This is a genomic window from Halomicrobium katesii DSM 19301 (assembly GCF_000379085.1).
Lineage (GTDB): Archaea > Halobacteriota > Halobacteria > Halobacteriales > Haloarculaceae > Halomicrobium > Halomicrobium katesii.
Genome location: NZ_KB905378.1, coordinates 1,236,550 through 1,262,812, shown reverse-complemented (window position 1 = coordinate 1,262,812; position 26,263 = coordinate 1,236,550). Strand labels below are relative to the sequence as shown.

At 61.0% G+C, this 26,263-nt stretch carries 27 protein-coding genes and 5 pseudogenes; 12 read left to right on the top strand and 20 right to left on the bottom strand.

Going from position 1 to position 26,263, the window contains the following annotated elements; all coding sequences use genetic code 11:
* Positions 1-89 precede the first annotated feature (89 nt).
* Positions 90-953: an SDR family oxidoreductase gene (locus tag HALKA_RS0106725; protein ID WP_018257264.1), complete on the top strand. Its 864-nt coding sequence runs from the start codon at positions 90-92 to the stop codon at positions 951-953.
* Positions 946-1,947: a patatin-like phospholipase family protein gene (locus HALKA_RS0106720; protein ID WP_018257263.1), complete on the top strand. Its 1,002-nt coding sequence runs from the start codon at positions 946-948 to the stop codon at positions 1,945-1,947. The genes HALKA_RS0106725 and HALKA_RS0106720 overlap by 8 nt, the downstream gene beginning before the upstream one ends.
* Positions 1,948-1,963: 16 nt before the next feature.
* On the opposite strand, the gene HALKA_RS0106715 is transcribed toward HALKA_RS0106720, so the two are convergent.
* The 5 genes from HALKA_RS0106715 to HALKA_RS0106700 all read right to left on the bottom strand — a co-directional run bounded on the left by HALKA_RS0106715 (position 1,964) and on the right by HALKA_RS0106700 (position 4,750).
* Complete coding sequence (locus tag HALKA_RS0106715; RefSeq protein WP_018257262.1) at positions 1,964-3,334, bottom strand: dihydrolipoyl dehydrogenase; 1,371 nt, start codon at positions 3,332-3,334, stop codon at positions 1,964-1,966.
* Positions 3,331-3,714 carry a winged helix-turn-helix transcriptional regulator gene (locus tag HALKA_RS0106710; protein ID WP_018257261.1) on the bottom strand — a complete coding sequence of 128 codons (384 nt, stop codon included), beginning with the start codon at positions 3,712-3,714 and terminating at the stop codon, positions 3,331-3,333. The genes HALKA_RS0106715 and HALKA_RS0106710 overlap by 4 nt, the downstream gene beginning before the upstream one ends.
* Positions 3,715-3,800: 86 nt before the next feature.
* The gene (locus HALKA_RS21865) at positions 3,801-4,142 is read right to left on the bottom strand and encodes a hypothetical protein (RefSeq protein ID WP_245545352.1); all 342 of its coding nucleotides are present in this window, start codon (positions 4,140-4,142) and stop codon (positions 3,801-3,803) included.
* The gene (locus tag HALKA_RS21860; RefSeq protein ID WP_245545350.1) at positions 4,139-4,423 is read right to left on the bottom strand and encodes a hypothetical protein; all 285 of its coding nucleotides are present in this window, start codon (positions 4,421-4,423) and stop codon (positions 4,139-4,141) included. The genes HALKA_RS21865 and HALKA_RS21860 overlap by 4 nt, the downstream gene beginning before the upstream one ends.
* A gap of 66 nt (positions 4,424-4,489) precedes the next feature.
* Positions 4,490-4,750 (bottom strand): hypothetical protein, encoded by a 261-nt coding sequence (locus HALKA_RS0106700; protein WP_018257260.1) that lies wholly within the window; start codon positions 4,748-4,750, stop codon positions 4,490-4,492.
* 178 nt (positions 4,751-4,928) lie between these two features.
* On the opposite strand from HALKA_RS0106700, the gene HALKA_RS22110 reads away from it, so the two are divergent.
* The 5 genes and pseudogenes from HALKA_RS22110 to HALKA_RS22245 all read left to right on the top strand — a co-directional run.
* Positions 4,929-5,054: a hypothetical protein gene (locus HALKA_RS22110; protein WP_018257259.1), complete on the top strand. Its 126-nt coding sequence runs from the start codon at positions 4,929-4,931 to the stop codon at positions 5,052-5,054.
* A gap of 83 nt (positions 5,055-5,137) precedes the next feature.
* Positions 5,138-6,193, top strand: coding sequence for an ABC transporter substrate-binding protein (locus HALKA_RS0106690; protein WP_018257258.1), 1,056 nt, complete (start codon positions 5,138-5,140; stop codon positions 6,191-6,193).
* Entirely contained in the window at positions 6,180-6,977 is a 798-nt protein-coding gene (locus HALKA_RS0106685; RefSeq protein WP_018257257.1) for an ABC transporter permease, read from the top strand. The genes HALKA_RS0106690 and HALKA_RS0106685 overlap by 14 nt, the downstream gene beginning before the upstream one ends.
* A 4-nt stretch (positions 6,978-6,981) precedes the next feature.
* Positions 6,982-7,785 carry an ABC transporter ATP-binding protein gene (locus HALKA_RS0106680; protein ID WP_018257256.1) on the top strand — a complete coding sequence of 268 codons (804 nt, stop codon included), beginning with the start codon at positions 6,982-6,984 and terminating at the stop codon, positions 7,783-7,785.
* 212 nt (positions 7,786-7,997) lie between these two features.
* Positions 7,998-8,164 (top strand): annotated as a pseudogene (locus HALKA_RS22245) (AAA family ATPase); the annotation flags it as partial.
* A gap of 157 nt (positions 8,165-8,321) precedes the next feature.
* Here the strand turns inward: HALKA_RS22245 and HALKA_RS20270 are convergent.
* The 9 genes and pseudogenes from HALKA_RS20270 to HALKA_RS19250 all read right to left on the bottom strand — a co-directional run bounded on the left by HALKA_RS20270 (position 8,322) and on the right by HALKA_RS19250 (position 15,940).
* Positions 8,322-8,534 (bottom strand): transposase, encoded by a 213-nt coding sequence (locus HALKA_RS20270; protein ID WP_245545349.1) that lies wholly within the window; start codon positions 8,532-8,534, stop codon positions 8,322-8,324.
* Positions 8,535-8,792: 258 nt separating this feature from the next.
* A complete protein-coding gene (locus tag HALKA_RS0106675; protein ID WP_018257255.1) occupies positions 8,793-9,938 on the bottom strand; it encodes an ISH3 family transposase in 1,146 nt (381 codons plus the stop codon).
* Between the two features lie 24 nt (positions 9,939-9,962).
* Entirely contained in the window at positions 9,963-10,214 is a 252-nt protein-coding gene (locus HALKA_RS19265) for a transposase (protein ID WP_245545347.1), read from the bottom strand.
* A gap of 50 nt (positions 10,215-10,264) precedes the next feature.
* Positions 10,265-10,774 (bottom strand): helix-turn-helix domain-containing protein, encoded by a 510-nt coding sequence (locus tag HALKA_RS20265; protein WP_080505802.1) that lies wholly within the window; start codon positions 10,772-10,774, stop codon positions 10,265-10,267.
* 492 nt (positions 10,775-11,266) lie between these two features.
* Complete coding sequence (locus HALKA_RS0106660) at positions 11,267-12,943, bottom strand: transposase (RefSeq protein WP_018257252.1); 1,677 nt, start codon at positions 12,941-12,943, stop codon at positions 11,267-11,269.
* Positions 12,944-13,006: 63 nt separating this feature from the next.
* A pseudogene (locus tag HALKA_RS19260) lies at positions 13,007-13,714 on the bottom strand (IS1096 element passenger TnpR family protein); the annotation flags it as partial.
* Between the two features lie 23 nt (positions 13,715-13,737).
* Positions 13,738-14,730: a transposase gene (locus tag HALKA_RS0106650; protein WP_018257250.1), complete on the bottom strand. Its 993-nt coding sequence runs from the start codon at positions 14,728-14,730 to the stop codon at positions 13,738-13,740.
* A gap of 56 nt (positions 14,731-14,786) precedes the next feature.
* Positions 14,787-14,972, bottom strand: a pseudogene (locus tag HALKA_RS19255) (IS1096 element passenger TnpR family protein); the annotation flags it as partial.
* 2 nt (positions 14,973-14,974) lie between these two features.
* Positions 14,975-15,940: pseudogene (locus HALKA_RS19250) on the bottom strand (hypothetical protein).
* A 108-nt stretch (positions 15,941-16,048) separates the two neighbouring features.
* On the opposite strand from HALKA_RS19250, the gene HALKA_RS0106620 reads away from it, so the two are divergent.
* Positions 16,049-16,408, top strand: a complete 360-nt coding sequence (locus HALKA_RS0106620; protein WP_018257244.1) for a hypothetical protein — start codon at positions 16,049-16,051, stop codon at positions 16,406-16,408.
* 15 nt (positions 16,409-16,423) lie between these two features.
* Here HALKA_RS0106620 and HALKA_RS0106615 read toward each other — a convergent pair whose 3' ends face one another.
* From HALKA_RS0106615 to HALKA_RS19245, 3 genes are read right to left on the bottom strand one after another with little or no spacing between them, the layout of a single operon-like run.
* Positions 16,424-17,332 carry a hypothetical protein gene (locus HALKA_RS0106615; RefSeq protein ID WP_018257243.1) on the bottom strand — a complete coding sequence of 303 codons (909 nt, stop codon included), beginning with the start codon at positions 17,330-17,332 and terminating at the stop codon, positions 16,424-16,426.
* 59 nt (positions 17,333-17,391) lie between these two features.
* A complete protein-coding gene (locus HALKA_RS0106610; RefSeq protein WP_018257242.1) occupies positions 17,392-17,898 on the bottom strand; it encodes a PIN domain-containing protein in 507 nt (168 codons plus the stop codon).
* Positions 17,895-18,215, bottom strand: a complete 321-nt coding sequence (locus HALKA_RS19245; RefSeq protein WP_018257241.1) for a DUF7317 family protein — start codon at positions 18,213-18,215, stop codon at positions 17,895-17,897. Before HALKA_RS19245 ends, HALKA_RS0106610 begins: the two co-directional genes overlap by 4 nt.
* Before the next feature lie 8 nt (positions 18,216-18,223).
* Here HALKA_RS19245 and HALKA_RS0106600 point away from each other — a divergent pair, with 8 nt between their 5' ends.
* Both HALKA_RS0106600 and HALKA_RS20260 read left to right on the top strand, forming a co-directional pair.
* Positions 18,224-19,171, top strand: coding sequence for an IS1595 family transposase (locus HALKA_RS0106600; protein ID WP_018257189.1), 948 nt, complete (start codon positions 18,224-18,226; stop codon positions 19,169-19,171).
* A gap of 6 nt (positions 19,172-19,177) precedes the next feature.
* Positions 19,178-19,732 (top strand): annotated as a pseudogene (locus HALKA_RS20260) (IS6 family transposase); the annotation flags it as partial.
* Positions 19,733-20,455: 723 nt separating this feature from the next.
* On the opposite strand, the gene HALKA_RS0106595 reads toward HALKA_RS20260, so the two are convergent.
* Positions 20,456-21,334, bottom strand: coding sequence for an alpha/beta fold hydrolase (locus HALKA_RS0106595; RefSeq protein ID WP_018257240.1), 879 nt, complete (start codon positions 21,332-21,334; stop codon positions 20,456-20,458).
* Between the two features lie 210 nt (positions 21,335-21,544).
* Here HALKA_RS0106595 and HALKA_RS0106590 point away from each other — a divergent pair, with 210 nt between their 5' ends.
* Positions 21,545-22,207: an HD domain-containing protein gene (locus HALKA_RS0106590; RefSeq protein WP_018257239.1), complete on the top strand. Its 663-nt coding sequence runs from the start codon at positions 21,545-21,547 to the stop codon at positions 22,205-22,207.
* Between the two features lie 329 nt (positions 22,208-22,536).
* On the opposite strand, the gene uvrB is transcribed toward HALKA_RS0106590, so the two are convergent.
* Both uvrB and HALKA_RS0106580 read right to left on the bottom strand, forming a co-directional pair.
* Positions 22,537-24,591, bottom strand: coding sequence for an excinuclease ABC subunit UvrB (gene uvrB / locus HALKA_RS0106585; RefSeq protein WP_018257238.1), 2,055 nt, complete (start codon positions 24,589-24,591; stop codon positions 22,537-22,539).
* A 405-nt stretch (positions 24,592-24,996) separates the two neighbouring features.
* On the bottom strand, positions 24,997-25,587 hold the full coding sequence (locus HALKA_RS0106580; protein ID WP_018257237.1) for a hypothetical protein: 591 nt from the start codon (positions 25,585-25,587) through the stop codon (positions 24,997-24,999).
* 109 nt (positions 25,588-25,696) lie between these two features.
* On the opposite strand from HALKA_RS0106580, the gene HALKA_RS0106575 reads away from it, so the two are divergent.
* Positions 25,697-26,248: an NADPH-dependent FMN reductase gene (locus HALKA_RS0106575; RefSeq protein WP_018257236.1), complete on the top strand. Its 552-nt coding sequence runs from the start codon at positions 25,697-25,699 to the stop codon at positions 26,246-26,248.
* Positions 26,249-26,263: the final 15 nt, after the last annotated feature.

Here is a 26,263-nt window from a genome sequence, read left to right as displayed (position 1 = left end):
GACACTCACGGACCCGGCGCTGTCGAACGACGTTACTCCGACGTGAGTCGGGACTTTACGACTGGCCGCCGTCGTCCAAGACGAACGTCATGCCAGACTCAGAGACCGAACTGACCGCACCGGAACTGACCCGGGAGGACTTCCTGCGGATCGACGACCCGCACTTCGAGCCCGACAGCGTCGCGATCGTTACCGGCGCGGCATCGGGCATCGGCCAGGCGACGGCCGCCGCACTGGCGGTCAACGGCCTCACCGTCGTCGGTGCGGACATCGACGTCGAGGGACTCGACGAGACCGCCGAGACGATCGAGCGTTTCGACGCGGACGCCGAGTACCACGGGGTCGAGACCGACCTCACCAGTGACGACGACGTCGAGGCCATCGTCACGGCGGCGGCCGAGGAGGGAAACCTGCGCTTCGTCGCCAACATCGCCGGGATGCAACACATCGCCTCCATCGCCGATTTCCCCATGGAAAAGTACGATCTGCTGACTGACGTGATGCTCCGGTCGCCATTCAAGATGGCACAGGCGGCGATCCCGCACATTGAGGCGACCGACGACGGCGTCGGCGCGATCGCCAATATGTCCTCGGTTCACGGCCACTACGCCACGAAGGACAAGCCCACGTATATCACCGCCAAACACGGCCTGACGGGACTGACCCGCGCGATCGCCGCGGAGGGTGGTGGCACGCTCCGGGGGTTCACCGTCAGCGTCGGCTACGTCCTTACGCCGCTGATGGTGGATCAGATTGAGGACACCGCCGAGGAGCGCGGTCTCTCGAAGGAGGAAGTCGTCGAGAACGTCATGCTCGGACAGGCACGCACCAAGGAGATGATGACACCGGCGGAAGTGGCGAATCTCTTCACGTTCGGCTTCTCCAGTCACGCCAAGCACCTGAACGGGGCGGACCTCCTCTTCGACGGCGGCTACACCCACACGTATGAGTGAGACAGCGACGGCGGACGACGAAGTCGACGACGGGCCGACCCGGGTCGCGATCGCCTGTCAGGGCGGGGGCAGCCACACCGCCTTCACCTGCGGCGTCCTGCGGACGGTCCTCGAACACTGGGACGAGGAGCAGTACGAACTCGTCGGGGTCAGCGGTTCCTCCGGCGGCGCGTTCAACGCGCTGGCGATGTGGTACGGCCTCCTGGAGGGAGACGCGGAGCTGGCTCGGGAGCTCCTCGACGGCATCTGGGACGACATGGCCGTCGACGGTCCACAGGACCGGTGGCTCAACAGTATGGTGACCAGTATCTCCCGCATGGAGAGCGCTGGCTTCCCGGTCCCGTCGGTGAGTCCCTCGCAGCTTCCGATGCCCGAGGTCGGGAAACGGAAGATCCGGACCGTGCTGGAGCGGTACATCGACTTCGAGGAGATTCCGGCGCTGTGCCGGCGCGACGCCCCCGAGCTCGTCGTCGGGACGGTCAACGTCAACGACGGCGTCTTCGAGACGTTCACCAACGAGGACGTGACCGTCGAAGCAGTGCTGGCCTCGGCAGCCGTCCCGAACCTCTTCGAGGCGGTCGAGATCGACGGCCATTACCACTGGGACGGGCTCTTCTCACAGAATCCGCCGGTCGGCGATCTGATGAGTCAGCCGCCCGAGCGCAAGCCGGAGGAGCTGTGGGTAATCCAGGTCAACCCGCAGGGCTTCGAGGGCGAGCCGACGATGAGCGAGGTCATCGCGGATCGGCGCAACGAACTGTCGGGCAACATCTCGCTGAACCAGGAGCTGGGGTTCATCGAACGGGTCAACGAGTGGGTCGAGACCGGCAAGCTCCCGGCCGACGAGTTCACGAGGACGGAGATCCACCGCATCCAGATGGGCAGACAGTATCACTGCTCGACGAAGGTCGACCGCGACCCGGCCTTCATCGACGAACTCCGCGAACTCGGCGCACAGCGGGCTCGTGAGTTCCTCAACGAACGCGAGGAGTAGCAATCGGCGGCGGCGACTAGTTCAGGTTGACGTCGTCGAAGGCGTACTCGACGACCTTGTTTAACGTCGGGTGAGCGTGGATGGTGTCGGTGATGTCGGAGACCCGTCCCGAGCCCGCACGCATCGCGACGACGACCTCGTGGATCATCGTTGACGCCTCGTGGCCCAGCGCATGACAGCCCAGAATCTCGCCATCGGGCGCGGCCAGCACCTTCACGAACCCGTGGTCAAGTTTCTTGGCCCGGCCCATCGGCGTGTCCGGGAGTTCCTCGTGGCCAACGACGTACTCGCGGCCTTCGTCTCCGAGTTCGTCCTCCGTGGCTCCGACGCCGGCCATCTGGGGCTCGGTGAAGATGGCGTGGGGCATCGCGGTGAAGTCGGCGGTCGCCTCGCCGCCGTGGACGGCGTTCTCGATCGTGATCTCGGTCTCATAGTCCCCGGAGTGCTTGAACATCGCGTTGTCGGCGATGTCGCCCTGGGCCCAGACGCCCTCGGCCGAGGTCGCGAGGTGGTCGTCAGTGACGACGAAGCCGTCGTCGTCGGTCTCGATGCCCGCGGCCTCGACGTCGAGCGTGTCGGAGTTCGGTCGCCGGCCGAGCGCCACGAGCAGCGCCTCGCCCGAGACGGCGACCGCGTCGCCGTCCTCAGTCTCCGCGTGGACGGTCACGCCGTCGACCTCGTTCTCGACGGCGGTCGCGCGGTGGCCGGTATACACGTCGTGGCGCTCGGCGGCGATCTCGGTGAACGCCGCCGCCACGTCCGAGTCCTCCCGGGGGACGAGCGTATCCATCATCTCGACGATCGTCACGTCCGTGCCCAGCGATTGGAAGAAGTATCCCAGCTCGACGGCGATGTAGCCGCCGCCGAGGATCACGAGGGAGTCGGGCTGGTCGCGGCGGTACAGGGCCTCTTGACTGGTCATGTACTCGACCTCGTCCAGTCCGTCGATCGGCGGGACGAGCGGTCGACTCCCCGCCGCGACGACGACTTTCTCCGCGCTGAGCTGTTCGTCGCCGACCTCGACGGTGCGGTCGTCGACGAACGTCGCCGTGTCGTCGTACAGCGTCAGGTTCGCTTTCTCGCGGTAGCTGGCCTCCATGCCCTCGGCCAGCGGCGACAGCGTCTCCTCCATGTCGTCGACGATCGCGGCGTAGTCGATATTCTCCAGCGACGCGTCGAGGAAGAACTTCTGGGAGTCACGGACGTGCTCGGCGGCGTTCGCGGCCTGGATCAGCATCTTCGAGGGGTTACAGCCGCGGTTGAGACAGGTGCCGCCCAGCGGGCCGGGTTCGATCAGCGCCGTCTCCAGCCCGGCGTCGGCGGCCGCCGCCGCGACGTTGTTACCGGTGCCCCCGCCGATCACGAGAACGTCGTAGTGGGTCGTCATCCCGACTCCGTCACCGGTCCGTGTTCGGCGTCCCAGCGGACGATTTCGTCGAGGATCGGTTCGAGCGCCCGACCGCGCTCGGTCAGCGAGTACTCGACCCGAACCGGCTGGTCGCTGACGATCTCCCGGGCGACCAGTTCCCGATCTTCCAGCGACGAGAGGCTCTCGGAGAGCATCTTCGAGGAAATCCCCTTGAGTGATCCTTTCAGTGCGCTAAAACCCATCGGACCGTCCGTGAGTAGGTGGTAGACGATCCGTAGGTGCCACTTGCGCCCGAGGATCTCGTTGACGTTGCGGAACACGCTGTCGGGATCGACGAAGTGCGATCGATCGGTCAAGCGGGCGTCATCCCGGTGAAGCGACCGTGATTCCGAACTCATACACCATCGGATACGCGGAACGATACTTAATGTGGTTCAGACGAGCAATCGGGACGCAGGTCACCGCCAGTTTTATATACCACGTCTCAATCGTCCGAGCGCTCTTCGGTGAACTGCTCCCAGAACACTTCGTTGAGGGCGTTCTCCACGTCGGCGTCGCGGTAGTCTTCCTTCGTGAGGTTCGCCTCTTCGATGAGTGAGGCCGCCTCGCCGGCCCAGGTGTAGAAGCCGACCAGCGTCTTCTCGCGCATCTCGTCGAGGTCGACCGAGTGGTAGACGTTGACGAAACCGCCCGTCTCCCGGTTGAGCTGTGACTTCTCGAGCAGGTCGAACTCGAAGAGTTCGTCGAGGTACGTCCGGACGGTACCCTCCTCGTAGTCCAGTCGCTCGGCCAGTTCCGCCGGGGAGAGCGGCCCCTCGCCGATCACACACAGACAGATGTCCAGTCCGGCCTTGGGGAGGCCGAACGCGTCGAGGAGGACCTGCCTGATGTCGGGGGCCTGATCGATAGCGGGGCCTCGGTCACGCGCTCCATCGTCTCCCCGTGACAGGTCATCCCGCCGCCGCAGTCTCGCAGCGTCAACACGACGTTATCGCAGTCGACACAGCGGTAGATACGGTACTCTCGGTCCGGGAGGTCGATCTCGCACCGGCCGTCGGCGTCGGTCGTCAGCTCGGACGACTCGTTGCTGGGATCCTCGTCGGCCATACCGTGTCTTGTGTCGAACTGCTCACGGCACAGTCAAAACAGTACAGTCTCCCGCAATCGTGGCTGTCACTCGTCGACGAGCTCGATCGCGACGACATCGTCGAACGTCAGGTCGAGTTCGAGAAACTCCCGCGCCGTCACCGTGGGCCGATACCCGCCCTCGACCGATTTGAGGAACTCACGGCGACACAGCGACGTGAGAACCGGGCGGACGCGCGACGCCGGTTCGTCGAGCGACGCGGCGACGGTCCGGACACTCGTGGGGCCGTCGGTGCTGTCGTACTCTGCCAGCACCGCGTCGAGCACGTCCTGGGAGCTGAGTGCCATCGGGGTCACGTGAGTGTCCGGTATTTTGGATCGATGTCGACCGCGAACAAGTAGCTTACTTACCCGGAGACTACCCCGTTACATGGGCTTCACCGGACGTTTATACAGATCCACCAGGACGCTACCGTATGCGACGGCATACGAGACCGAGATCTCTCGGAAGGAACCCGAGATATCCGTGATCGATCCGGAGACTGGCCCGGACGGCGAACGCCGTGTCGAACTGTTCGTCAGGTCGCTCGCACCCGAGACGGTCCTGGAGGCAGCCAATCGTCTGTCAGAAGCGGCGATCGACGAGGCGTGACAGGTCCGAGCGGCCTGTCATAGACACCGGTAAGTGTCGCGCGGTATCGTGCGACTAATGACTTTGGTTGATAAATATAACATATGAGAGAGATACGGGCGTCACGTCGCGACCTGCTCCGCGGGCTCGGAGCGACTGCGGCGGGCGCTGCGACGAGTATCGCCGGCTGTCAAGGCCTCACCGGCGGATCGAAGCCGGACACGCTGACACTGGGGACGCTCAACGTCTTCCCGATGATGCAGTACTTCGTCATCGAGCAACAGGGGTGGTACGACGAGCTGGGCCCGGACGTCGAGGTCCAGACCTTCGGCGGTGGCCCGCCGCTGGTGCAGGCCTACGCCTCTGGGGAACTGGACCTGGCGTACGTCGGCATCAGCCCCGGACTGGTGGCGATCGCCAACGGCGTCAGTTCGAAGGTCGTCGCGGCGAACGTGCTGGAGCCGAACGTGATGGTCGGGGACAGCGAGTTCCGGTCCTACTGGGACGACCACGGGGCCGACGCCTTCGAGCGGTTCAGGGCCGACAAGGGTCGCAAGCCGCGGTTCGCGACGCTCCCGGCCGGCTCGACGCCGGACGTGTTCCTGCGGTACTGGATCACGGAGGTACTCGGCCTCGATCTGGACGTGGTCGAGATCGTCGGTCAGAGCCCGAGCGCGCTCCAGTCGACGCTGTCGACGGCCAACGCCGACGCGGGCAGCGCGATCGAACCGGTGCCGACGCTCCTCCAGGCGAACGAGGACAGCGACATGGAGCCGTTCCGGTACGCCGGCGACATCATGCCCGGCCAGCCCGGGGCGGTCCTCCAGCCCTCCGAGTCGCTGGTCGACGAGAACCCCGATTTTGTCCGAGAACTGGTCTCGACTCACGTCCGGGCGACCGACTTCATCCGGGAAAATCGGGATCAGGCGGCCGAAATGGCCAGCGAGGTGGTCGGCAGCGACGTGCTCCCGGTCGAGATCGCACGGACTGCGATCAACTCCCCGGCCTCGAACTTCATCTCCGATCCCCACGAGATCGTCGAGAAGTCCCTCGTCTACAACGACTTCCACCAGCAGCTGGGATCGGTCGACACCGACCTCTCGGAAGCGGACGTGTTCGACCACAGCTTCTACGAGGAGGTCTCCAGTGGCGGGTCGTAACGAATCGGAGACCGTTGGGCTCGAGCCCGAGCGCCTCGGCTTCAGACGGGGCGAGTCGCTCGGCCTCCAGCTCGGCGCACTCGCGGCGTTCGTGGTCGTCTGGTGGGGCGTCGCGCTCGTGACGCCGCGGAACCTGCTCCCGCTGCCGCCGACGGTCCTCGGGGTCCTGGTCGCCGACACCGCCTCCGGACTCGTGTTCGAGCTGATCTGGCAGAGTCTGCGCCACTATGTCCCCGGTCTGCTGATCGGCTCTGCCCTCGGAATGGCCGTCGGGATCGCCGTCGGCTGGTCCGAGCGGATCGATCTCACGGTCGGGACGGTCGCGGGCGTGCTCCGGCCGGTGCCGCCGCTGGCGTGGATTCCCTTCGCGATCATCTGGTTCGGGCTCAACGACCGCGGGGCGGCCTTCATCATCGCCATCGTCGCCTTCTGGATCAACTACTACAACGCGGAGGGCGGTGTCGGCGGCGTCGACGACCAGCTCCTCGAGGTCGCCCAGTCACTCGGCACGAAGTCCAATCTCGGGCTGATCAGGCGCGTCGTGATTCCCTCCGCGAAGCCGGATCTGTTCACCGGCTTTCGGACCGCGGCCGGACAGGCGTGGATGGTCATGGTCGCGGCCGAGCTGCTGGGCGTGCCGGGGATCGGCAAGCACCTCTGGGACGCGGCAAACTTCCTCCAGATGCAGGTCGTGATCGCTTACATGCTCGTGATCGGCCTGCTCTTCCTGCTGTCGGATCGCCTCATCAAGGTATTCGAAGCGCGGGCGCTCGCGTGGCGGTGACACCATGAACTCGACAGAGACACCCGGCGACGCCGAATCCGGGACCGACACCGCACAGATCTCGATCGACGATGTCTCGAAGGTATACAGCAGCGAAACCAGCCCCGTCGAGGCCCTGCGGGACGTGAGCTTCGGCGTTGAGCGTGGCGAGTTCGTCTCGATCGTCGGGCCCTCGGGCTCCGGGAAATCGACGATATTTCGGATCGTCGCCGGTCTCGAAGCCGCGACCGAAGGCGCGGTGTTCGTCGACGGCGAGCCGGTCACCGAACCGGGCCCGGACCGCGGAATGGTGTTCCAGGACGACGCGCTGTTCCCCTGGCGGACCGTCGCCGAGAACGTCGCCTACGGACTGGAGGAGGTCGGGGCTCCCGACGGGTACACGGTCGCGGAGCGCGTCGAGTACTGCCTCGACCTCGTGGACTTGCCGGACAAGGCCGACGCGTACCCGAAAGAGCTCTCCGGCGGACAGCGCCAGCGGGTCGGGATCGCGCGGGCGCTGGCGGTCGATCCGCCGATCCTCCTGATGGACGAACCCTTCGGCAGCGTCGACGCCCGGACGAAGGCCTCCCTCCACCGGGGGCTCCTGAACATCTGGACGGAGACCAGGAAGACGATCTGTTTCGTCACCCACGACATCGAGGAGGCGGTGTACCTCTCCGACCGGATCGTCGTCTTCTCCGGAGCGCCGGGGACCGTCCTCAATATCGTCTCCGTCGACATTGACAGGCCGCGAAATCGGACCGGCGAAGCATTCACCGATATCAAGGGGCAGGTGCTCTCGTACTTCGAGGACGAAGAAGCGGAGTGATGGAGTTTTCAGCAATCAGCGAACAAACAGTCCAAGACGTATTCTCCCAGAATTGCTTAAATCGCCACCTGATGCCCGCATTGAGCGGCTCCGTGTTGATTTCGACGACACCTAGCTCAATCAGCCGCCGAACGCTAGCTGGACAAAAAATACACTCATAGATTGTGACCGGCTCAGTGTAACTACAGAGTCTCTCCGTAGCTCCATATAAGAGCGAGATTCACGACCACTACACAGAGGAGGTCGACAACCCACGGATGAAACGGACCATCCGGACTTATCTCTCCAAAATGACCCAGTACAACCTTCTTGAAGCAGAAGGTACAAGTCGGACCGACAGTATTCGCTCGTCGATTCGGCAGGTACGTCGCCGGTGTGATGGGTCGAGACAGCTCCGGGAACGCTGTATCTCTTCGTACCAAGACTTTTGTCTCTTTTGAGAGGGTGTCATAGAACTGTTCGCATGCTTATCGATGTATGTAGAGTTACCAGCTCCATAGCCGCTGATACGGTCGTGCGTTAGTTTTTACCAGTAGTTATAGACAGAGATAGTTCCAGATGTTCGGTTCATCAACCGTGCGGAGTCCTCGTTGAATCTGCTCTTTCAGCGACGACAGGTCAGGAATAAGCCGGTACTTGAACCATTCGTTGAGTCGATCCCAGCAGCCTTCTACCGCGTTGAGTTCCGGTAACTTCGGCGGAAAGTACCAGACATCGAGGTGCTCCTCCCCTTCTTCATCTCCGTGCACGCACGCGACCGAACTGTCTCCGACAGTTTCGGTCGCGCGCCCGCCACTGACGTGCTCCCAGAGATCTCTGTTGTCAGTCGATCACATCGAGACTTCTCTAACTCCTCCAGTAGAGTCTGGATCTGCGTTTTCGATGCGTGGTCAGTTCTCGAAATGACATGGACGGCGATTACGACGGTGAGGAGTCGCTGTCGGCGGCGGACTGCCGCCGACGCGACGGCGTTGCCACTCACGACCGCCGCCCCTTTCGGGGGATAGCTACCGGAAGAATCGGTCGTCGAGTGGTTGGTTTGCTGGCACAGACCTGCGCACACCAAGCGCTGTCCAGGCTGCCCGCAGCACCATCTCACAGAACTCCGTGAACGGCCATCGCCAGAGGCGGCGCCCCCCTCGGCGGGGCGCCGCCACGTACATCCAGTGGAGATACCGCCAGCTGTTCTGGAGCAGGAGGCTCACTACAAACATCACCAGTCGCAGACCAGCGTCCTGAGAACTGGTGAACGCGAGGCTTTGCTTGGCTAATCGGTAGCTCGATTCGATGCCGAATCGCTTGCTGTAGTGCTCTCGGGCATCTCGTGGCGTGTCGATGAACGGCGCGTCAGCGGCGTAGCCGTGACGCGCCACCCCGTGTTCGTCGTATTGTCCTTGCTGGTAGACGCAGTCGATGAACACAGGGAACGTCACCTTGCCGGCGAGATCGTGTTCGATCTCGCGGCTCCAGCCACTGTTGAGTTCGTCCTGAATCGTCTTGCCCCACTTGACGATTGGCATGACGTAGGCGTAGTTGTGCGCGTACAGCAGTGTGAGGCAGGTGCTGTTGTAGAATCCACGGTCAAGGTAAACGGCCTTGACGCCGAGGTCAAGGCCGTCGAGGAGTTCGAGAAACTCGGCAAGGACATCGCTGGTAGTTTCGCCAGCAACCAGCTGGCGAACCGCTAGCGTGTACCGCTTGTTGTGTACCCGCGCATAGAGCGTGGCGTATGCGTGAAACGTCGTCGTTCCACGTTTCGCTTGCGAGGAGTACAGCGCCTCTGTCTCGTCTTCGTCGCCGTAGTAGGGATCAAGGTGGAGGTCGGCGACGACCTCCACCGGCCGATCCGGCAGTGTTTCAAGAGCATCTCGTTGGAGAAGCGTGTCTCCAACCGCCTCAACCGAGTCAAGCTCGAACTGATCGGTGAGATGGCCACGGACGGTGTTGGCGTGCGGCGAGTCGTTGGTCGTTTCGCAGACATGGTTGATCGAGGTCCCACCGGCGCTGGCGCCGGCGAGGACCTCGTAGAGCTTCTCTGTGCTGACTTCGACGTTCTCGCCGAGATCTAACAAAAGCTCCTCGTCGAGACTGTTGACGACAAAATTAAGCAAGTGCTCTTCCTCTATCTCGCTGTCTGCTTGGGGTTGTTGCACATCTTCTCCAAGCAGATACTCACTCTAATCCGATATGATCGACTGGTTGTAGAAGTACCCAGCACGGTCAAGAAACACTACCAACTCTTCTCCAAACCGTTCTTGGAGCGCCCCGAGCAGCCAGATTCCTTGCTGTGAGGTGAGATTCTCTTCGGTCCAGCAGTAGAAGCTGTCACCGTCGTCGGTGACAGCGCCCAGCACTGTCACCTTATCCCAGGAGTTCGATGTCTCTATCGTTGGATTTGACCCGATAGGGTACCAGCCATGTCGTTGCACTGTGCCAACGCGCTTGGTAAACTGATCGACGACAACGACGGTTTTCTCGGTTAGTTTCGGCCGTTTTTTTCGACCATCTGTTGAAACTCAGCTTCTTGTTCTGAATCAGCCTCATGATTGCGCGGCCGTGCTGTCCGGCAGGACAGCCCGGCCTTTCCGAGGAGTTTCCGAGCGTGGCCCTCGCTGTATTCGACTCCGTACTCTTCGTTGACGTGGTGAAGCAGTAGTTTCGGCGACCACGCTTGTTGCTCATAGCCGAGTTCGGTCGGTGGCTGCTGAAGTTGTTCAAAGAACTGTTTGCGTTCGTGTTCGTCGAGCTTCGAGGGACGGCCTGGTCTGGGATCGTCATAGGGGGCTTGCTCGATCGGTTCCTCAGCGAACCGATCGAGCCAGTTGCGGATCGTCTTCTCTACGACACCATGCCGTTCAGCCAGTGTCTCCAGTTCATCGCCCTGCTTTCGGCCGATTGCAGCAAGAACACGTTCTCGAGGAATCTCTCCCTCGGTTCGTTCACGGAGTTGCTGAAGTTCTTCCAGAGTGATATCGTCTAACCGTCCCATTACCCCAAATTGGGTCTACGCTGGCAAATATTTTCGCATGACCGTATGAATACGTTGTTGTAGGAATCACCGAAGCTGATCTGAACCACGCGGACCACCTAAGAAATATCGGTATTTGAGAATAAAACGGCGGTCTCTGAACGGTTCTAAACAACGTGCACCGCGTGCACGCCTCTCTACTGCGGTAACGATCTGAAACAGTAACTAGACTGACTGTAGTACGTGAAGAGTTCTATGACACGCTGTCTTTGAACCATTAAACCAGCCATAAATGGTAAGACGGTTCAAAAAGGGGGTCCGATGGAAGTTGAGACTACAGCGGGTATAGAGGGCCTGTGATGCGTGAATTTGACCGATTCGGTCAGCGGAAACTGCTCCAGATCACTCTCCAAGCGGCCATTCTTGCCAAACCACCAACCTTGTGGACAAGTTTTTCAGATGTCCAATAGTGTAGCCACTCAGACGGCGCGCTAACCCAGACAGAGTGTCTCTCTACCCGATTCCAGTTTCCTTCTTCAGCAGCGTCAGCGTGTTGTCCGCTGTAATCACCGGTGAGTGCTCATACTCGCCAGTTACCTCGACTTGGACGAGTAGATCGGCGGCCCGCCAGATCGAGTACAGCAGGCAGGCGAACGCGAAGTAGAAGAACCGGAGCCCAAAATCCTTCGAGGTCGTCGCGGCCATGAATCGCTTGATCGATTTGTAGCCACTCTCGATTTCCCAGCGGTAGCCGTACTCCGTGAGGTGCCCGCTCCCTCGATTCGTCATGAACACCGAATACTGTCGGTGATCGTCGTGCACGGAGTTCTCCTTCCGGCGGTAGATCAGCGTCGTCTCGTGCCATTCGTTCTTCCCGAGGTGGAGCTTCCTGTCGGTTTCGTACCGATCTTGATCACGTCGAAGCAACCGCTTTGCCTGGGCTTTCTCGCTGGTCTGCATCCGCTTGGGCACGACATACGACAGTCCCCGCTGGCCGATCATCTCCAGAACGTGTTGGCTGTCGAACTCTCGGTCCATCAGGACGTTGTCGACGTGAACGGCTGCTTCAGCAGAGTCCAAGAGATCCTCAACAATCTCCTTCCGTGATTCACCCCGCCGCACAGGTCGCGCATCGAGTACAATCGGGACAGCGTTCCCGACTAACTGAACCGTCGCCCACTGGTACGCGTATTCGTCGGTCTTCTCCTTCGTGCCGATGATCTCGTCTTCGTGGCCCGTCCTATCGCCAGTAAACGGGTCAGCTTCGGTGATGTCGATCGCGATAATTCCCGCCCGGAGGAACTCCTCTGTTCGGCCGACCTCATCCAGTAGCCGGGTGACTGCCTGTCGGTACATTTCTCGGATCTCCGCGATAGAGAAGTCACGAATCTGGTCGCGGTGGGCGTGACCAAGCGGTGTCCGATCACGTGTCGACTCATGGATGAAGCTCCGAGCGCCCTCGTTAGCAGCGAGATTCTCACGCAACCCGAGATAGGTCTGTAACCCCCAGTAGGCGTTCTCGTGAATCTCACAGCCCTCACCACGGTCTAACGAGAACACCGGGAAGACGACGTGGCCGACGTGGTCGATTATTTGTTCCGCCCGTTCCAAGACGGCCCGGTCGTCGGGATCGGATTCCCTGCCTTCGTTCTCTCGCTGTGGGGGCTTCCGCTCCGGATGACGTGGAACAGTGACACCTTCGTTCTGAGCGGTAATGAGAATCGTTTGTGCGGCAGTCTCGACTGTTTCCCGCAAATCGGCGGTGAAACGCTCGTGCCAACTCCGCCACAGTGTTGACTGGTTCGGAACGGCCTCAAACTCGAGTTGCTTACAAAGTTCAGGGTGGCTATCGAGGTATTCGACGAGTGCCGTCTCGTGATTCCATCCGTGGATCTCTTTCAGCACGAACACTCGAAAGAGGGAGTCCATCCCGTACCGGGTCGACTTCGAGTAGCGGTCGTGGGACTCGAATCTGAAGTAGGCCAGCGGTAGCGAACACACGAACTGCCCGATTGAGTCGTGGATCTCGTGGGCGAACCACGCGCCCGAAACCGTCCGAACATCCGATTCCAGTCCCGCAAGCGACGTTCGATCGTACAGTGGTGTCGACTCATACGCCGGCCACTCGACGTACGATCGTTGAGCGATTCCTCGAAAGACCGTTCGACGAGAGACGGGAGTCGAAGCCACTACGGGAGAATCAGGAGGACGCACACAAGAATTCGTCCAGATCGACAGAGTGCTGGACGACTACTACAACAGGTGGCCGTACCCTTTGCGTTCGAGTTCGGCTTCCAGTTCGACATGCATCGCTTCGACAGTCTCCTCGTCGAAGTGCTGTCCCGTCATCGCTCCCGAGACCTCCGCGATCTCAGCGTGCCACTCGCGTACTGCGTCCGCAAGCGCGGCGAGAAGTTCCTCTTCGGTCTTGTTTGCTCCGTCGACCTCCTCGACGATCTGCCATCCTGGCTGGAAGTTTTCGAGGACGTATCCTGTCTCCTCGAACTGAATCGCGAACCGCTCGCAGACCGCTCCAAACCCGGTTTCGATGCTGAGTAACGGGATGACGTGAACGATCTCATCACACTCCTCCAGTGCACGAAGATCCGCGACGGGCACAGCAGTCTCTGGAAGCACTGAATAGAGTGGATCAGGCAGAGGAGGGTCGCTCTCATCGACCCCTGACGACTCGTACTGGGCGTCGATCGGGGCGCCCTTCTCGTTCACGACTGCTGGCTCTGTGTCACTCGGTTCCTCGCTGAGAGCCTCTTTCAGGATGCCGTAGAAGCGCTACTCGTCGCCGTAGTCGTAGAGATAGCAGATGCGGTCGTACTGTTCAAGACCGAGCTGACGAGTCATCTCACCGATCGTCACGTCTCCTGCGTTCTCGATCCGTTCCGTACGTAATACCGGATCGCCACCAAGCGACTCCTCATACTCCTGCGGGCACTGGTATTTGACATGAGGCTGTCATAGAACTCTTCTCACACCGTGATGATCGTGCTTCCCGGGTTGTCTCCACGTTCGTAGTTGGTGATAGCGACGACGAGGCGAAGGCACAGAGCAAGAAACACCTGCGCTCGTGCGTGGACGCGGCCTCGGGCGTGCGTTCGCCCGAGGCCGCAGTCCTTCACTGATTCGTTGGTTCGCTCTACTCCCGTACGGCGGTTATACGTCTCGTCTAACGTTGATTGCTTCATCTGGACGTCCTCGCTGTGTTTTTCGATGCGGTCTTCGACCCTGTACTCGATGTCTTTCGGATCATCAGCGTTCCGTGCGTTGTACGGAGCGACTGGCACGACCCCTGCGGCCAGCAGGTGGTCGTGCCAGTCGAGCGTGTCGTAGGCGCTGTCACCAACCATCCAGATCGGTTGCCTGATGGCGAGCGCGTCACGTGTGACGCGCATCGCCGTCTCCTCTGGTGCTTGTTTGCTCTCGGTGAACTCGGCTGCAATCGGGATCTTTTGCCCGGTCGAGACGATTGTGCAACCGTAGCCGTGGTAGTACTCGTCGTCGGTTGGATCGTAGCACTTTGAGGCGTCTTGATCGGCGGGCATTGCCCTCACATCGGTCGAATCGATGCAGTAGGTCAAGTCGAGCAGGCCGCGACGGGCGGCCTGCTCGACGAGTCGGTCAAAGACATCGTCAACGATGTGTCCAAGATCAGTCAGAAAGCGATCGACTGCATCTCTGGACGGAGGTCGATCGAAGCCACAGCTCAGCCAGACAACTGTGTTCCGAAGCTCCCGCTCAACTGGACGAATGCCGTAGATGTCGTGGTAGTAGCAGTGGAGGAAGCCCCGCATCAGTTCTGGTGGTTCGTGATCTCGTGTTCGCCCCGTCTCCGCCGGGGCGAACACGTCGAACTCTTCGAGAAACTCGAAGGAGAGGTGCTCAAACAACGCTAACGTCTCTGTCTCCGCGACATTGAAGAACGAGTCTACCGAAGGGTGATCTTGCAGGGTCGCTGGGCTCATACCACCTCAGCGTTCACCCTGCTCTTTGGTGTGCTAATCGTTCTATGACACCCTCATTTGACATTGCTATCCCAGTAGTCCTCGTCATCACCGGCAAACCAGAGATGGCCCTGATCGAGCCCGAATACGCGGTTGATTGCTGATTGGAATTCAGCGATTGTCCTATCCGCCCCGACGACGATATCCCGCCACAGCGATGTCGGGTCCGGGTCGAACTTCACGCGAAATCGGTAGGCAGTCATCCTTACATCTCCGTACCCGTGCGGAAGCTCGTGAGGTCGTCGATACGCTGCTCTAGGTCTTCGATCTCGTCTCGAAGTTGTTCAGCTTCGTCGTCGTCACTTGCCGCGAGGCGGTCTTTCAACCCCTGGAGCCGAGATTCTTTCACGTCTTCATCGACCTCTGCCTTCCGGACGTACTCGCTTTCCTGGATGTCGTAGACATCCGATTCAGAGAGAGTGGTCACTTCGAGTGCTTCATCGACTTTCGAGCGGTCGACACTCAGCACACGTTCACGGTCGATGCCAGCGTTTACAAGGCGTTCCACCACCTCTTCGTCGCCTTTGAGCGATCGATTGCGTCGACTCGTCCGCTGGACAGAGCCATACTGCCCAGAGACCGGACGGTCGTGATGGAGTCGAGCGAGAAGGACATCTGCGACTTCCTACCGGAAGTCGTTAGCATCTCGCTGGACATCCGAAAGAAGTGTGTAGAGATTCACTAGCGCGTTCGTCTCCAATTCAGGGAGATCAGTCACATCGTGACGTTCGAGTGCATCGATGAGGAGGAGCGTGTCCGAGTAGACATCCAGTCCGTTGGGTTCAATTCGGTCCTCGTCCGTAGGTTCCTGTTCCGCGTCGACTACCTGTGTCGCCGTCGCGATCTCTGATTGGGTGATGACACCAGCATTCTCATCAACCTCGAATCGTGGATGGACACTCCACACCACAGGATACGGATCGGCATCTACCGGGAGACGATCAAGATCAAACCCGTCCGGGGCATCCTGAACCCGGCGATAGAGCGTTTCGAACTGGTCTCGCTGAAGCGGCCGCGTCTCGTCCCTGTCTTCGAAGTAGATGATGACGCGAGCGTCCTGCACCTCAGTAATACGAAATCGGTGATGGGAGAGCGGCGTGATGAGCGTCGCATTCTCGGGAAGGTCGTCGAGTTTATCGAGAAGCGTGTGCCAGCTGGCGGTGAAAGATATATACTGTAGTTGCGTGCCATTCCGACTAAATCTTGTTCACAACACGGCCACCGGCGGGTAGTCTGCCGTAACAGACACTCTGATACGTATCTCTTCGGAACTACCGATATGACTGAGACGTACGCACTCCGTGTTCAGATCGAGTCACACGAGTACTACGGCGAATTCTATCTCGTCGGAAAAGAATACGAAACCCCCGCAGACGTGTTGGACAACATCGCTGCCGATCATCTCTTACGAATCGTGAATGCGTCACGTATCGAAGAATACCTACTCGATGTGCTGAAGCACGGAGAGAATACAGGTGAAGCCGAGTATGACGCGACAGACAGCGATGTCGAATACTGGATTCACGTCAACGTTTCCTACCAGAGGTACGCCTTCGGTGTCGGGGACAGAGTGTTCGAGTTCTCCGGTGAACCGACGAAAAGCGAAATCGCGTCGACTGTCACGCAACTCCAGTCGTAGGCTGCAGACTATCGATCAGGGATCGAAATGATAGATGTATGGGTGGGTAGCCTTCCCCGTCGGCATAATCTCTTCGAGGAGCTCGCGAACCTCGGATTCGGAGGGAGCACTGGTGATAATCCGGTCGTCGTAGATCGCCACATAGGCCTCGTTAAGTCCTAATTCACGCAGTTCCCGACCCAAGCTTCGAGCACGGGCCTTTCCCATCTCTTGATGGTAAATCCGCTCCAGTTCGTCGCTTTTCTGCCGCAACTGCTCAATCTCCGACGCGTATCGCTCTCGATTACGCTTGTTCTTCATGTAGAAGCGCAACTCTTCAGCGTCCGTCTTTTCGTCTTCCTCGGGTGCTGGAAGCGAGTCGATTATGCCGAAGCGATGTTTGGCCTCCTCGTACTCGTCGTCGATGTCGGTACTGAGTGACCCTCCGAAGATGATATTCTTGACTCCGACCCATCCATCGTAGACGATTTCGCCTTCGAACGGCAGCAGAGCGACACTCGAAACTGGGACTGGAAGTGCGGATTCATCCCATAATTCGGCGAACGGAAGCCGAGCTGGGCGGACTGCGTATGCCTTCGGTGGTTCTGCCCAATCGAGAAAGATCGCATCGTCCTCTCGATAGCGAACGACGACGAACTCTCCGGTGACGAAGTCAGTCCACGCTGCGACCTGTTCGAGATCAGCGTCCGACAAATCAGCCGGATTCTGTTCAACGAAGTCCTCTATCAGATCCGTCGTTGACTCGTTATACAGCGTGTTTCGGAGCGGGAGAAGCTCGTCAGTGTAGTGCTGTTCCAGATCTGCGACCGATTCGATCTCTTCGATGACATCGAATCGATCGTTGACGTACACCAACAGATGGGCGTACAGATCCAGAAACCGTTGTTCGCTCTCTTCGGACAGTCGTCTGTCGGCTTCACTCATTGGTAATAGACGTATTCACGGTCACACTAATCAGGCGTTTCGAACTTCGAGCGAGTTCCTCATCGATACTCCGAGATCGTCCGATACGGCACGTAGTACCCGATCTCGTCGATCCACGTCGACAGCCACTCGTCAGCAGTCGTTTCATCGATCTTCCCGGCATCGATGGCAGCCAACAGAACTCCGACCGACCCGACAACAGTCACGCCCTGATCTTTCGCAAACGACCGGGCATCCCCGTCATCGGTCAGTAGGCGACCGTCCGCTGCGTCCGCCAAGGCGAACGCCTGGGCCTCGCCGAGATCGAGATGACCACCAACAACGGCCTCTCTATTAGCGACGGTATCCGAAATTGTCGCGACTGGAATCTCGTCGTCGAGTGTATCGAGCGCTGACTGAAGATACGGATGATCGTTGACGCCGTCTTCGAGCTCCTTGCGGACGACTGGAACCGCACAGATTCTAGAGAGTCCTGTAACGACCCACAACTGGTCGGTATACGCAAAATTCGAGAGGACGGTCGCGTTCAGAACGCTCGGATTGGCTGGAATATCGTCACCTGTCATTTCGCGCGTGGCTCCTCGTCGTCCGAGTCCTCATCATCGAATCCGAGTTCGCTTGCTGCCTCTCCCTCATAGGCTGCGTCATCTTCGTCAACGAGTCCAAGACGGAGTTTGACGCCGTGCTCACGGAGGATATCACGCATCGTCCAGCGGTCGACACCGGCGAGTCTCGCAGCGTCACCGAGTGTGATCCGCTCGCGCTTGTAGAGGGCAACCGCAGCTGCAATACGCTCGTCGCTCTTGCTCAAGCTAGCGAAAAGACTCCGTTGTATGGAAAGCATCCCGTCTCCTGCTATCAGCTGTGACCAAACAACCAGCATTCGGCGGGATGCTTCAGCAACTTGTATCGCTTGGCGCTTTGGAGTTTCGGCCCGAGCCGCTCGACGCCATCGTCGAGCGGCGTCTCAAGACCATCTGGGAACAGGCCCCCTGTCCTGATTGTGGCGCGACAACCATCCGAACCTACGACGATCTCGACCGTATCTGGTGCCGTGGCTGCGGCTTCATGAGTACCTACACGCTCGGTACACCGTTCTACGACGCGGAACTCGCCCCCGGCGAGTTCCTCGTCGCCTTCGTCCTCTACGCTGATTCGTTGCTCAGCATCAATCAAATTGCTTCCCTACTTGATCGGGCATACAACACGATTCACTCGGCGATTCGTGACGTGGAAGCCGCGTTCCAGCGCGGCTTCCCCGTCGTCTGGGATCGCATCGATCACACTCTCGACGGGCCAACGCAGGTCGATGAAACCCAGCAGGTCTGCTCTGGGTACAAGGGACGCGACCCACCGCGGGACGGTCTGTCCCGCGGCGGGTCGCCAGAGGGCGGTCGCACACGCTGGAGCGGTGAGCAGGGTGATGAACTGACGCTCGTCGCGGCCTGCCGCGACGTGCTTCGCGTGGTTTCTGCTGAGGAAGGAACGAAGTTCAAGGACGAACTCAAGCCAGTGATCGAAGAAGCTGAAGACCTCTCCCAGCGACTGGGAGAGGTCTGGACGGATGAGTACCCACCGTATCAACAGATGGAGCACGACCACAGAACGGTGGTTCACGACGAAGCATACGTCTCAGATGCGGGTGTTCACACCAACCAAGCTGAGTGTCTCTGGTCGTTGTTGCAACCGTGGATCGAGAAATTCCGCGGCCTGTCCAAGCAGGGCTTGGAACAGGCCGCTCGTACCTACGGCTTCCTGCGGTCATTGAATCTCGCTGGCGCACCAATCCACGGACTCGTTGACTGCTTCGCTGCCGATATTTTTCGCCAGTCTACGTAAGAGCATCTGATGAAATTCAGTATTCAGTTGCATCTCGCTGGATTGTCGCTTTCTAATACTGTTTCAGTTCTTGATATATTTGGTGTCGAACGTGCTCGATCCACCGTTCATAACTGGGTTCACAAGGCCGAGCTACAGCCAGAGTCTGGCCGATCTCCGGATCAGGTTGCGGTTGACGAAACGGTGATCCGAATCGATGACGAGCAGTATTGGCTGTACGCCGCCGTCGATCCAGATTCAAACGAATTGCTCTATACAAAGCTTGAGACAACGCGTACAAACATTATTTCTCACGCATTCTTTGCCGAGCTACGCGAAAAACACGATGTCGACGATGCCGTGTTTCTCATTGACGGTGCGACTCCGTTGAAAGACGCGTGTTCACGGCATGATCTCGATTTCAAATACCAAAAACATGGAAATCGGAACAGTGTCGAACGTGTCTTTCGAGAAGTAAAGCGACGAACCTCTTCGTTCTCAAACTGTTTTAGTCACGTCGATCCAGATACAGCTGACGACTGGCTCAGATCCTTCAGCTTCGCATGGAATCAGCTTATCTGAACACTACCCGGTCGGCGGCTACTTCTTAACAGAGAGCTGAATAGTTAACTACGCACGTCTACCTATTGGCTGTTCAGTCGGACAGGTATCGAACTAAGAGGGTTCCAACAGAGCTATCCGACTCGATGAAGGGAGCCATCCAACTGAACCACTCGAACCCCACAGAATTCTAATGTGCCAAGTAGGGCAACGCTCACTCGAACACGGTTGTCGATTTCTTGCGTCTACAGACGGCATACGGGGTCGAGTCCCCGGTTCTTTTATAAATAGAGTTGCTGATAGAGAGATGAGAAGCACGCAAAGTAGGAATTTGCAGCAAAGATAGCCGCTTTTAGGGCCGAAGGCCACCTCGGTAAAGCAAGTCCTTGGTAAGGACGAGAGCCCGGGTTCAATCCCGGCCTAGGCTTGTCGGTTTTCACTTCTACGAGGCGTTCTGTCGCCGAGCAACTGCTGAAATCGCTGGCGTCGTAACCGTGATTTGAATCACGACGGACCGGGCAGAGCGGGGGTCTGGCATCGGGTTCGAATCCCCGTTGGGCTTTCTGCGACGAACGCGAACAGCGAGATCGGACGCCTGAGAGGGCTGCGATCGCAGACCGACGCGCAGAACCGAATCGGCCAGGGGTAACTCCGCGCTTTCGTATCGCGAATATCGGTATATCGCCGAGGGTGCAGGTCACGCTGTGACAGCTTCCGAAGCGACCAGACCGTCCGCGAGAGCGCTCAGCGAACCGCAATTTCGCGGGCGTGCTCGACCACGGTCGACGGGACCTCGCGAGGCGGCCAGTGAGCACACGAGTCGAGAACCACCAGCTCACCGTCCGGAATGCGATCGGCCGCCCGCTCGGCCCAGGATAGCGGGACCACCTCGTCGTGGCGGCCGTGGAGGAGTCGTGTCGGGACCGCAAGCTCCGGTAGCTCGTCGACGTAGACGGTCCGGTATCCCGAGCGCGTCACTTCGGCCCCGCGGAAGCGGCGGAACGCGACCCCGGCAGTGGGTCGCTGGACTTCCTCGTAAACTGCGTCGACCGCCGCCTCGGAGAGGCCGTCGAGATCCGCGACGATCCCGCCGAGACTCGCCCTCGTGAGTCGACGACTCCGGCGGAACAGAGCGATAGCGATTCGATTGAACAGCTGCACACGTGCGAGGCCGTAGGAGAGTCGCCCGTTTGGCAGCGCCCGTCCCAGTCCGTAGCTGTCGATCAACAGCAGATCGTCGACGAGAGCGGGACGGCGGAGTGCCAGGCCGAGTCCGACGGCACCGCCCAGCGAGAGCCCGGCGATGGAGAACGTGTCGACAGCCAGTTCATCGAGAAACCCCGTCATAGCGTCGATGTGCCGGCCGACCGGGTAGGAGCCCGGTGGGAGAACCGTCCGGCCGTCCGTGCCCTCGCTGTCGACGCCGCTCCGGCCGTACCCCAGGAGATCCGGCGCGACGACGTGACAGTCCGCGGCCAGCGGCTCGATCACCTCGCCCCAGGACACGCGGGCCGCGTCGATGATCCCGCCGTGCAGGAGGACGATCGTCGGAGCCGCCGGATCGCCGGTTTCGAGGAAGTGGATCGCCAGACCGTCGGCGATGACCGTCTCACTGATCGGCATACAGGGACGACGACCGCTGGCAGCAAAAATCCACGCGCTACCCGCCCAACGGCGTCTCATCAGTCTACTCGTCGGGTACAACTCCGTCCCGACGAGACGAGTCATAAAGTACTATCCGCGATAGAGAATGGGTCGGTCCGCGAACCGGCGCTTCGGGAACGGCGTCGTGTTCCACAATCGCTTTTGTACCGGTCGACGACGCCCCGAGCGATGCCCTCCACACTCGATTCGCTCGCACGATCGCTGGCGATGCCGTACTACGACCTCGCCCTCCCCGCGCACGATCGGTTCCACGCGAAACGGGTCCGCGATCTCTCCGTGCGACTCGCCGAGAGGTGGGACCGCACTGTCGATCGAGACGTGTTGTCCGCGGCCGCGTGGCTCCACGACATCGGCCGCCCGCTGGAGCGAGTCGGCGAAATCGACGACCACGACGAGTGGGCCACCGCCGAAACCAGGGAGTTGCTGGCCGACGAAGGCGTCGCCGCCGACCGAATCGATGCGATCGCACACTGCCTGTGGACCCACAGCATCCGATCGAGTTCACCAGAGCCCGAGAGCCCGGAAGCGAAGCTCCTGTTCGACGCCGACAAGCTCGATGCGACCGGTGCGGTCGGGATCGTCCGACTCGCGTGTGTCGTCGGCGAACGATCGGGCCGAACGGGGACCCAGTACGCACACCTCGACGACGCCTCGACACACGAAGCGACGACCGACCGCCCCGACGTTTCGCTCCTCCGAGAGTGGGCGCGCGAACGACTGGAGCAACTGCACACGCCACCGGCCCGGCAGCTCGGCAGATCGCGATGGCGTTTCATGGAGGCGTTCTTCGAGCAGTTCGAGAGCGAAATCGGCGTGCGAGCCGACGCCTGATCGATCGTCGACGATCTCGATCCCGGTGTCCGGATCACGCATCGGCACACGAGAGCGGTCGCTATTGCCGTCGCCGCGAGCTCGGCGAATCTGTCTCGACGCCACTTTGATATCGCGAATAATGATTTATGACGTGACCAGACGTGTGTCCCTGGAACAGTCGACACGGCCACAAACGGCCGGTGCACGGCGTCAGCTGTGTCGTGGCGACGGATACGAGAGACGAGTCCGTCTCGAAGCAGAGGTCGGGCCGCAAACTTGCCGTAACCTCGTGGAGGTATTCGCCACCCCAGGGTGGCGGAATCGTCACAAATAGACAGCCGACAGTATCAGAACTCACTCGGACCCGGGGCCGGCACGCCACCGTCGTCGCCACCGTCGAGCTCGAACTCCTCGCGTAGCTCCCGGATCCGATCGCGGATGTCCGCAGCGAGTTCGAACTCCAGGTTGTCGGCCGCCTCGGCCATCCTGGCTTCGAGCCGGTCGATCTGTCGGGCGGCCTCGTCGGCGTCGGCCGGACCGTCACCGGCCACGTCGCTGGTGTCCGTCTCGGCACCCGGAAGCGAGGACTCGCCGATCTCCTTCTCGATGGTGGTCGGCTCGAAGCCGTGTTCCTCGTTGTACGCCTGCTGGATCTGGCGGCGGCGCTGGGTCTCCTCGATGGCCGACCGCATCGCGTCGCTCGTGTCGTCGGCGTAGAGTACGACCTCGCCGTTGACGTTGCGGGCGGCCCGCCCCATCGTCTGAACGAGCGTCGTCTCCGACCGCAGGAACCCCTCCTGGTCGGCGTCGAGAATCGCGACGAGGCTCACTTCGGGGATGTCCAGTCCCTCCCGCAGGAGGTTGATGCCGACGAGCACCTGGATCTCGCCCAGCCGCAGCGACCGGATCAGTTCGTGGCGCTCCAGCGTGTCGGTCTCGTCGTGCATGTAGGCCACGTCGACGCCGCTCTCTTCGAGATACTCGGTGAGGTCCTCAGCCATGCGTTTGGTGAGCGTCGTCACCAGCACGCGCTCCTCGTCGGGCATCGATTCGATCCGTTCGAGCAGGTCCTGGACCTGGCCGCTGGCGTCTGCGACCTCGATCGCGGGATCGACGAGGTGGGTCGGACGGACGATCTGTTCGGCGACCTGGCCGCTCTCCTCGCGCTCGTAGTCGCCCGGCGTCGCCGAGACGTACAGCGTCCGGTCTGTCTTTTCCTCGAACTCCTCGAAGGTCAGCGGGCGGTTGTCGAAGGCGGTCGGCAGGCGGAAGCCGTTCTCCACCAGACTCTCCTTGCGCGACTTGTCGCCCTCGAACTGGCCTCTGATCTGGGGGATCGTCTGGTGGGACTCGTCGACGACGGTGAGGAAGTCGTCGGGGAAGTAGTCCAGCAGGGTGTAGGGCGCTTCGCCGCTCTCGCGGTCCGAGAGGTGGACCGAGTAGTTCTCGATCCCCGAGCAGTAGCCGGTCTCTTTCATCATCTCCAAATCGAACGTAGTCCGCTCCTCGATGCGCTGGGCCGCGACGGCGTCGCCCTGCCGTTCGAAGTAGCGGATTCGATCCGCCAGCATGTCCTCGATCTCCTCGATCGCTCGCTGGAGGCGCTGTTCGGGGATCGAGTAGTGCTCTGCCGGGTGGAGCAAGACGGCGGGCTCCTGGCTGACGACCTCGCCCTCCAGCGGGTCCATCTTCACGAGCCGGTCGATCTCGTCGCCCCACATGTCCACCCGGACGGCGTAGCGGCCGTACATCGGGTAAATCTCGACGGTGTCGCCCCGCACGCGAAAGGTCCCCTGGGTGAAATCCACGTCGTTGCGCTCGTAGTTCAGGTCGACGAGCTGGCCCAGGAGTTCGTCGCGCTCGATCTGCTGGCCCTCTTCCAGCCGGAGGCTCATGTCGACGTAGTTGCGCGGATCACCCAGCCCGTAGATCGCCGACACCGAGGCGACGACGATCACGTCGTCGCGGGTCAGCAGCGAGCGAGTTGCAGAGTGCCTGAGGCGGTCGATCTCGTCGTTGATCGAGGCGTCCTTGTCGATGTAGGTGTCGGTCTGCTCGACGTAGGCCTCGGGCTGGTAGTAGTCGTAGTACGAGACGAAGTACTCGACGGCGTTGTCGGGGAAGAGACTCCGAAACTCCTCGTAGAGCTGGGCCGCCAGCGTCTTGTTGTGGGCGATGACCAGCGTCGGCTGCTGGAGCTCCTCGATCGCCCACGAGACGGTGTTGGTCTTGCCCGACCCAGTGACGCCCAGCAGGGTCTGTTTGTCCATTCCCCGCCGATATCCGTCGACGAGCTGCTCGATGGCGTCTGGCTGGTCGCCGGCTGGCTCGAACGGTGCGTCGACGCGAAACGCCGTCTCGGCGTCCGGTCGGTCCGGAGACAGTGGGCCGGAGTCGCTCATTGTCCGACAGTAGGGCTCGATCGACTTGAGCGGTGTGCTTTGGGCGAATTCGCCGGCTCTCCGCGCTTTCGGCCGTGTTTTGCGGAGAGAGTCAGAATGTGGATCGCGAAGTGATAAACTACTGTACGCTATATCGAATGTAGTAGGTGGCGGCTACCCGCGGTCGACGACGGAGCGTTGGCGACAGGGAGTTCGACGCCGCATCTGGGAAGCGTCGTCGGGCTTGCCGGCGTTACGCCGAGCACCAGCGACGAGACCGGCGAGAGCGTGCGGGCTCGGAACGTCCGAGCCGCCCTCACTCCGGAACGTGCTCGCCGACGCGCCAAAGCGCGGGCCGGCGAAGCTGCTGGGACGGCTCGGGACACGGAAGCTCCGAGACGTGTTCAGGTGTGCGCGAGAAGGAAGTCAGCACACCGGCTTGGGGTTCACGCCGAGGTCTTCGAGCGTCTCGAAGTAGTCGTCGTAGGCGGCCTGGACGACCGCGCTCGCTGCGGCCTCGGCGGCGTTCCAGTCGCCGTCCTCGGCCAGCGCGTCGAGGGCCTGCTCGCGGAGGGCTTCGATGTCGCCACCCAGGTCGCGAAACACCTGCGAGGTCTGGGGGTCGGCCTGTCCAACGAAAAAGCCCGTGAGCTGTTCGTCGGTCTTCTTGGCGACGAGCGTCCAGCCGACGAGTCCGCCGAGACGGGCGGCCGTCTCGTCCTGTCGGGCCAGCGTCTCGAACATGGCCGGCCGCTCGCCCGGTTCGTGGTCGCCGAGTTTGTCGACGATCGTCTCGTAGTGGTCGCTGGCGGTGTCGGCGGCCGCCTCGAAGGTCTCTCCCGCCCACCCGTCGACGGTCTCGCCAGCGTAGTGCGCGCGGTCGGCCGCACCTGATAGGATCGGTCCCTCGTCCATCTCGCCGCCGGTGAGCGCGTACAGCGCCTTCGAGGAGCCGAGCCGCGAGAGCGCCGTCTTGTTCTCGGAACTGACCGTGTCGACGAATTCCTGAGCGTCCATACTGGTCGCTACGGTCGCCAGGGCTTGTAACTGCCGGGATCCGACAGACGAGCACCTCGTCGAGGTGCCACCACGGGGGTTAAGCCCGTCGGCGTCCAGACACGCTGTCATGAGCGAGTCCCCGCTCGTCGTCGCCATCAGCGGTAGTCTGCGCGAGACGAGCACGACGTGTCTGGCACTGGAACACGCGCTGTCGGCCGCAGAGACGGCCGGCGCGGCGACGGAACTGGTAGACCTCCGCGAGTGGGAACTACCGCTGTTCGATCCCGACGACCGCGACCGGGGCGACGCCGAGGCGTTGCGGGCGCTGCTCGCCGACGCCGACGCGGTGGTGCTCGGAACGCCGGTGTACCACGGTATGGTGTCGTCGGCGCTGAAGAACGCGCTCGACTACCTGGGGCGCGACGAGTTCAGGGACACGACGGTCGGACTGCTGGCGACTGCCGGCGGTGGCTCCTACGGCCCGGCGCTGGAACACCTCCGGACCGGCGTCCGGACGGTCCACGGCTGGACGCTCCCCCACGAGGTCGGGATCCGCAACGCGTCCGACGCCTTCGACGACGACGGAGCCTTCGTCGACGCCGACATCGAGGCCCGCGTGCGAACGCTCGGCCGGATGGTCGCGGCCAACGCCGCGACCGAACCGAAAGCCGCAGTATAGCGGGTCCTCACCCGA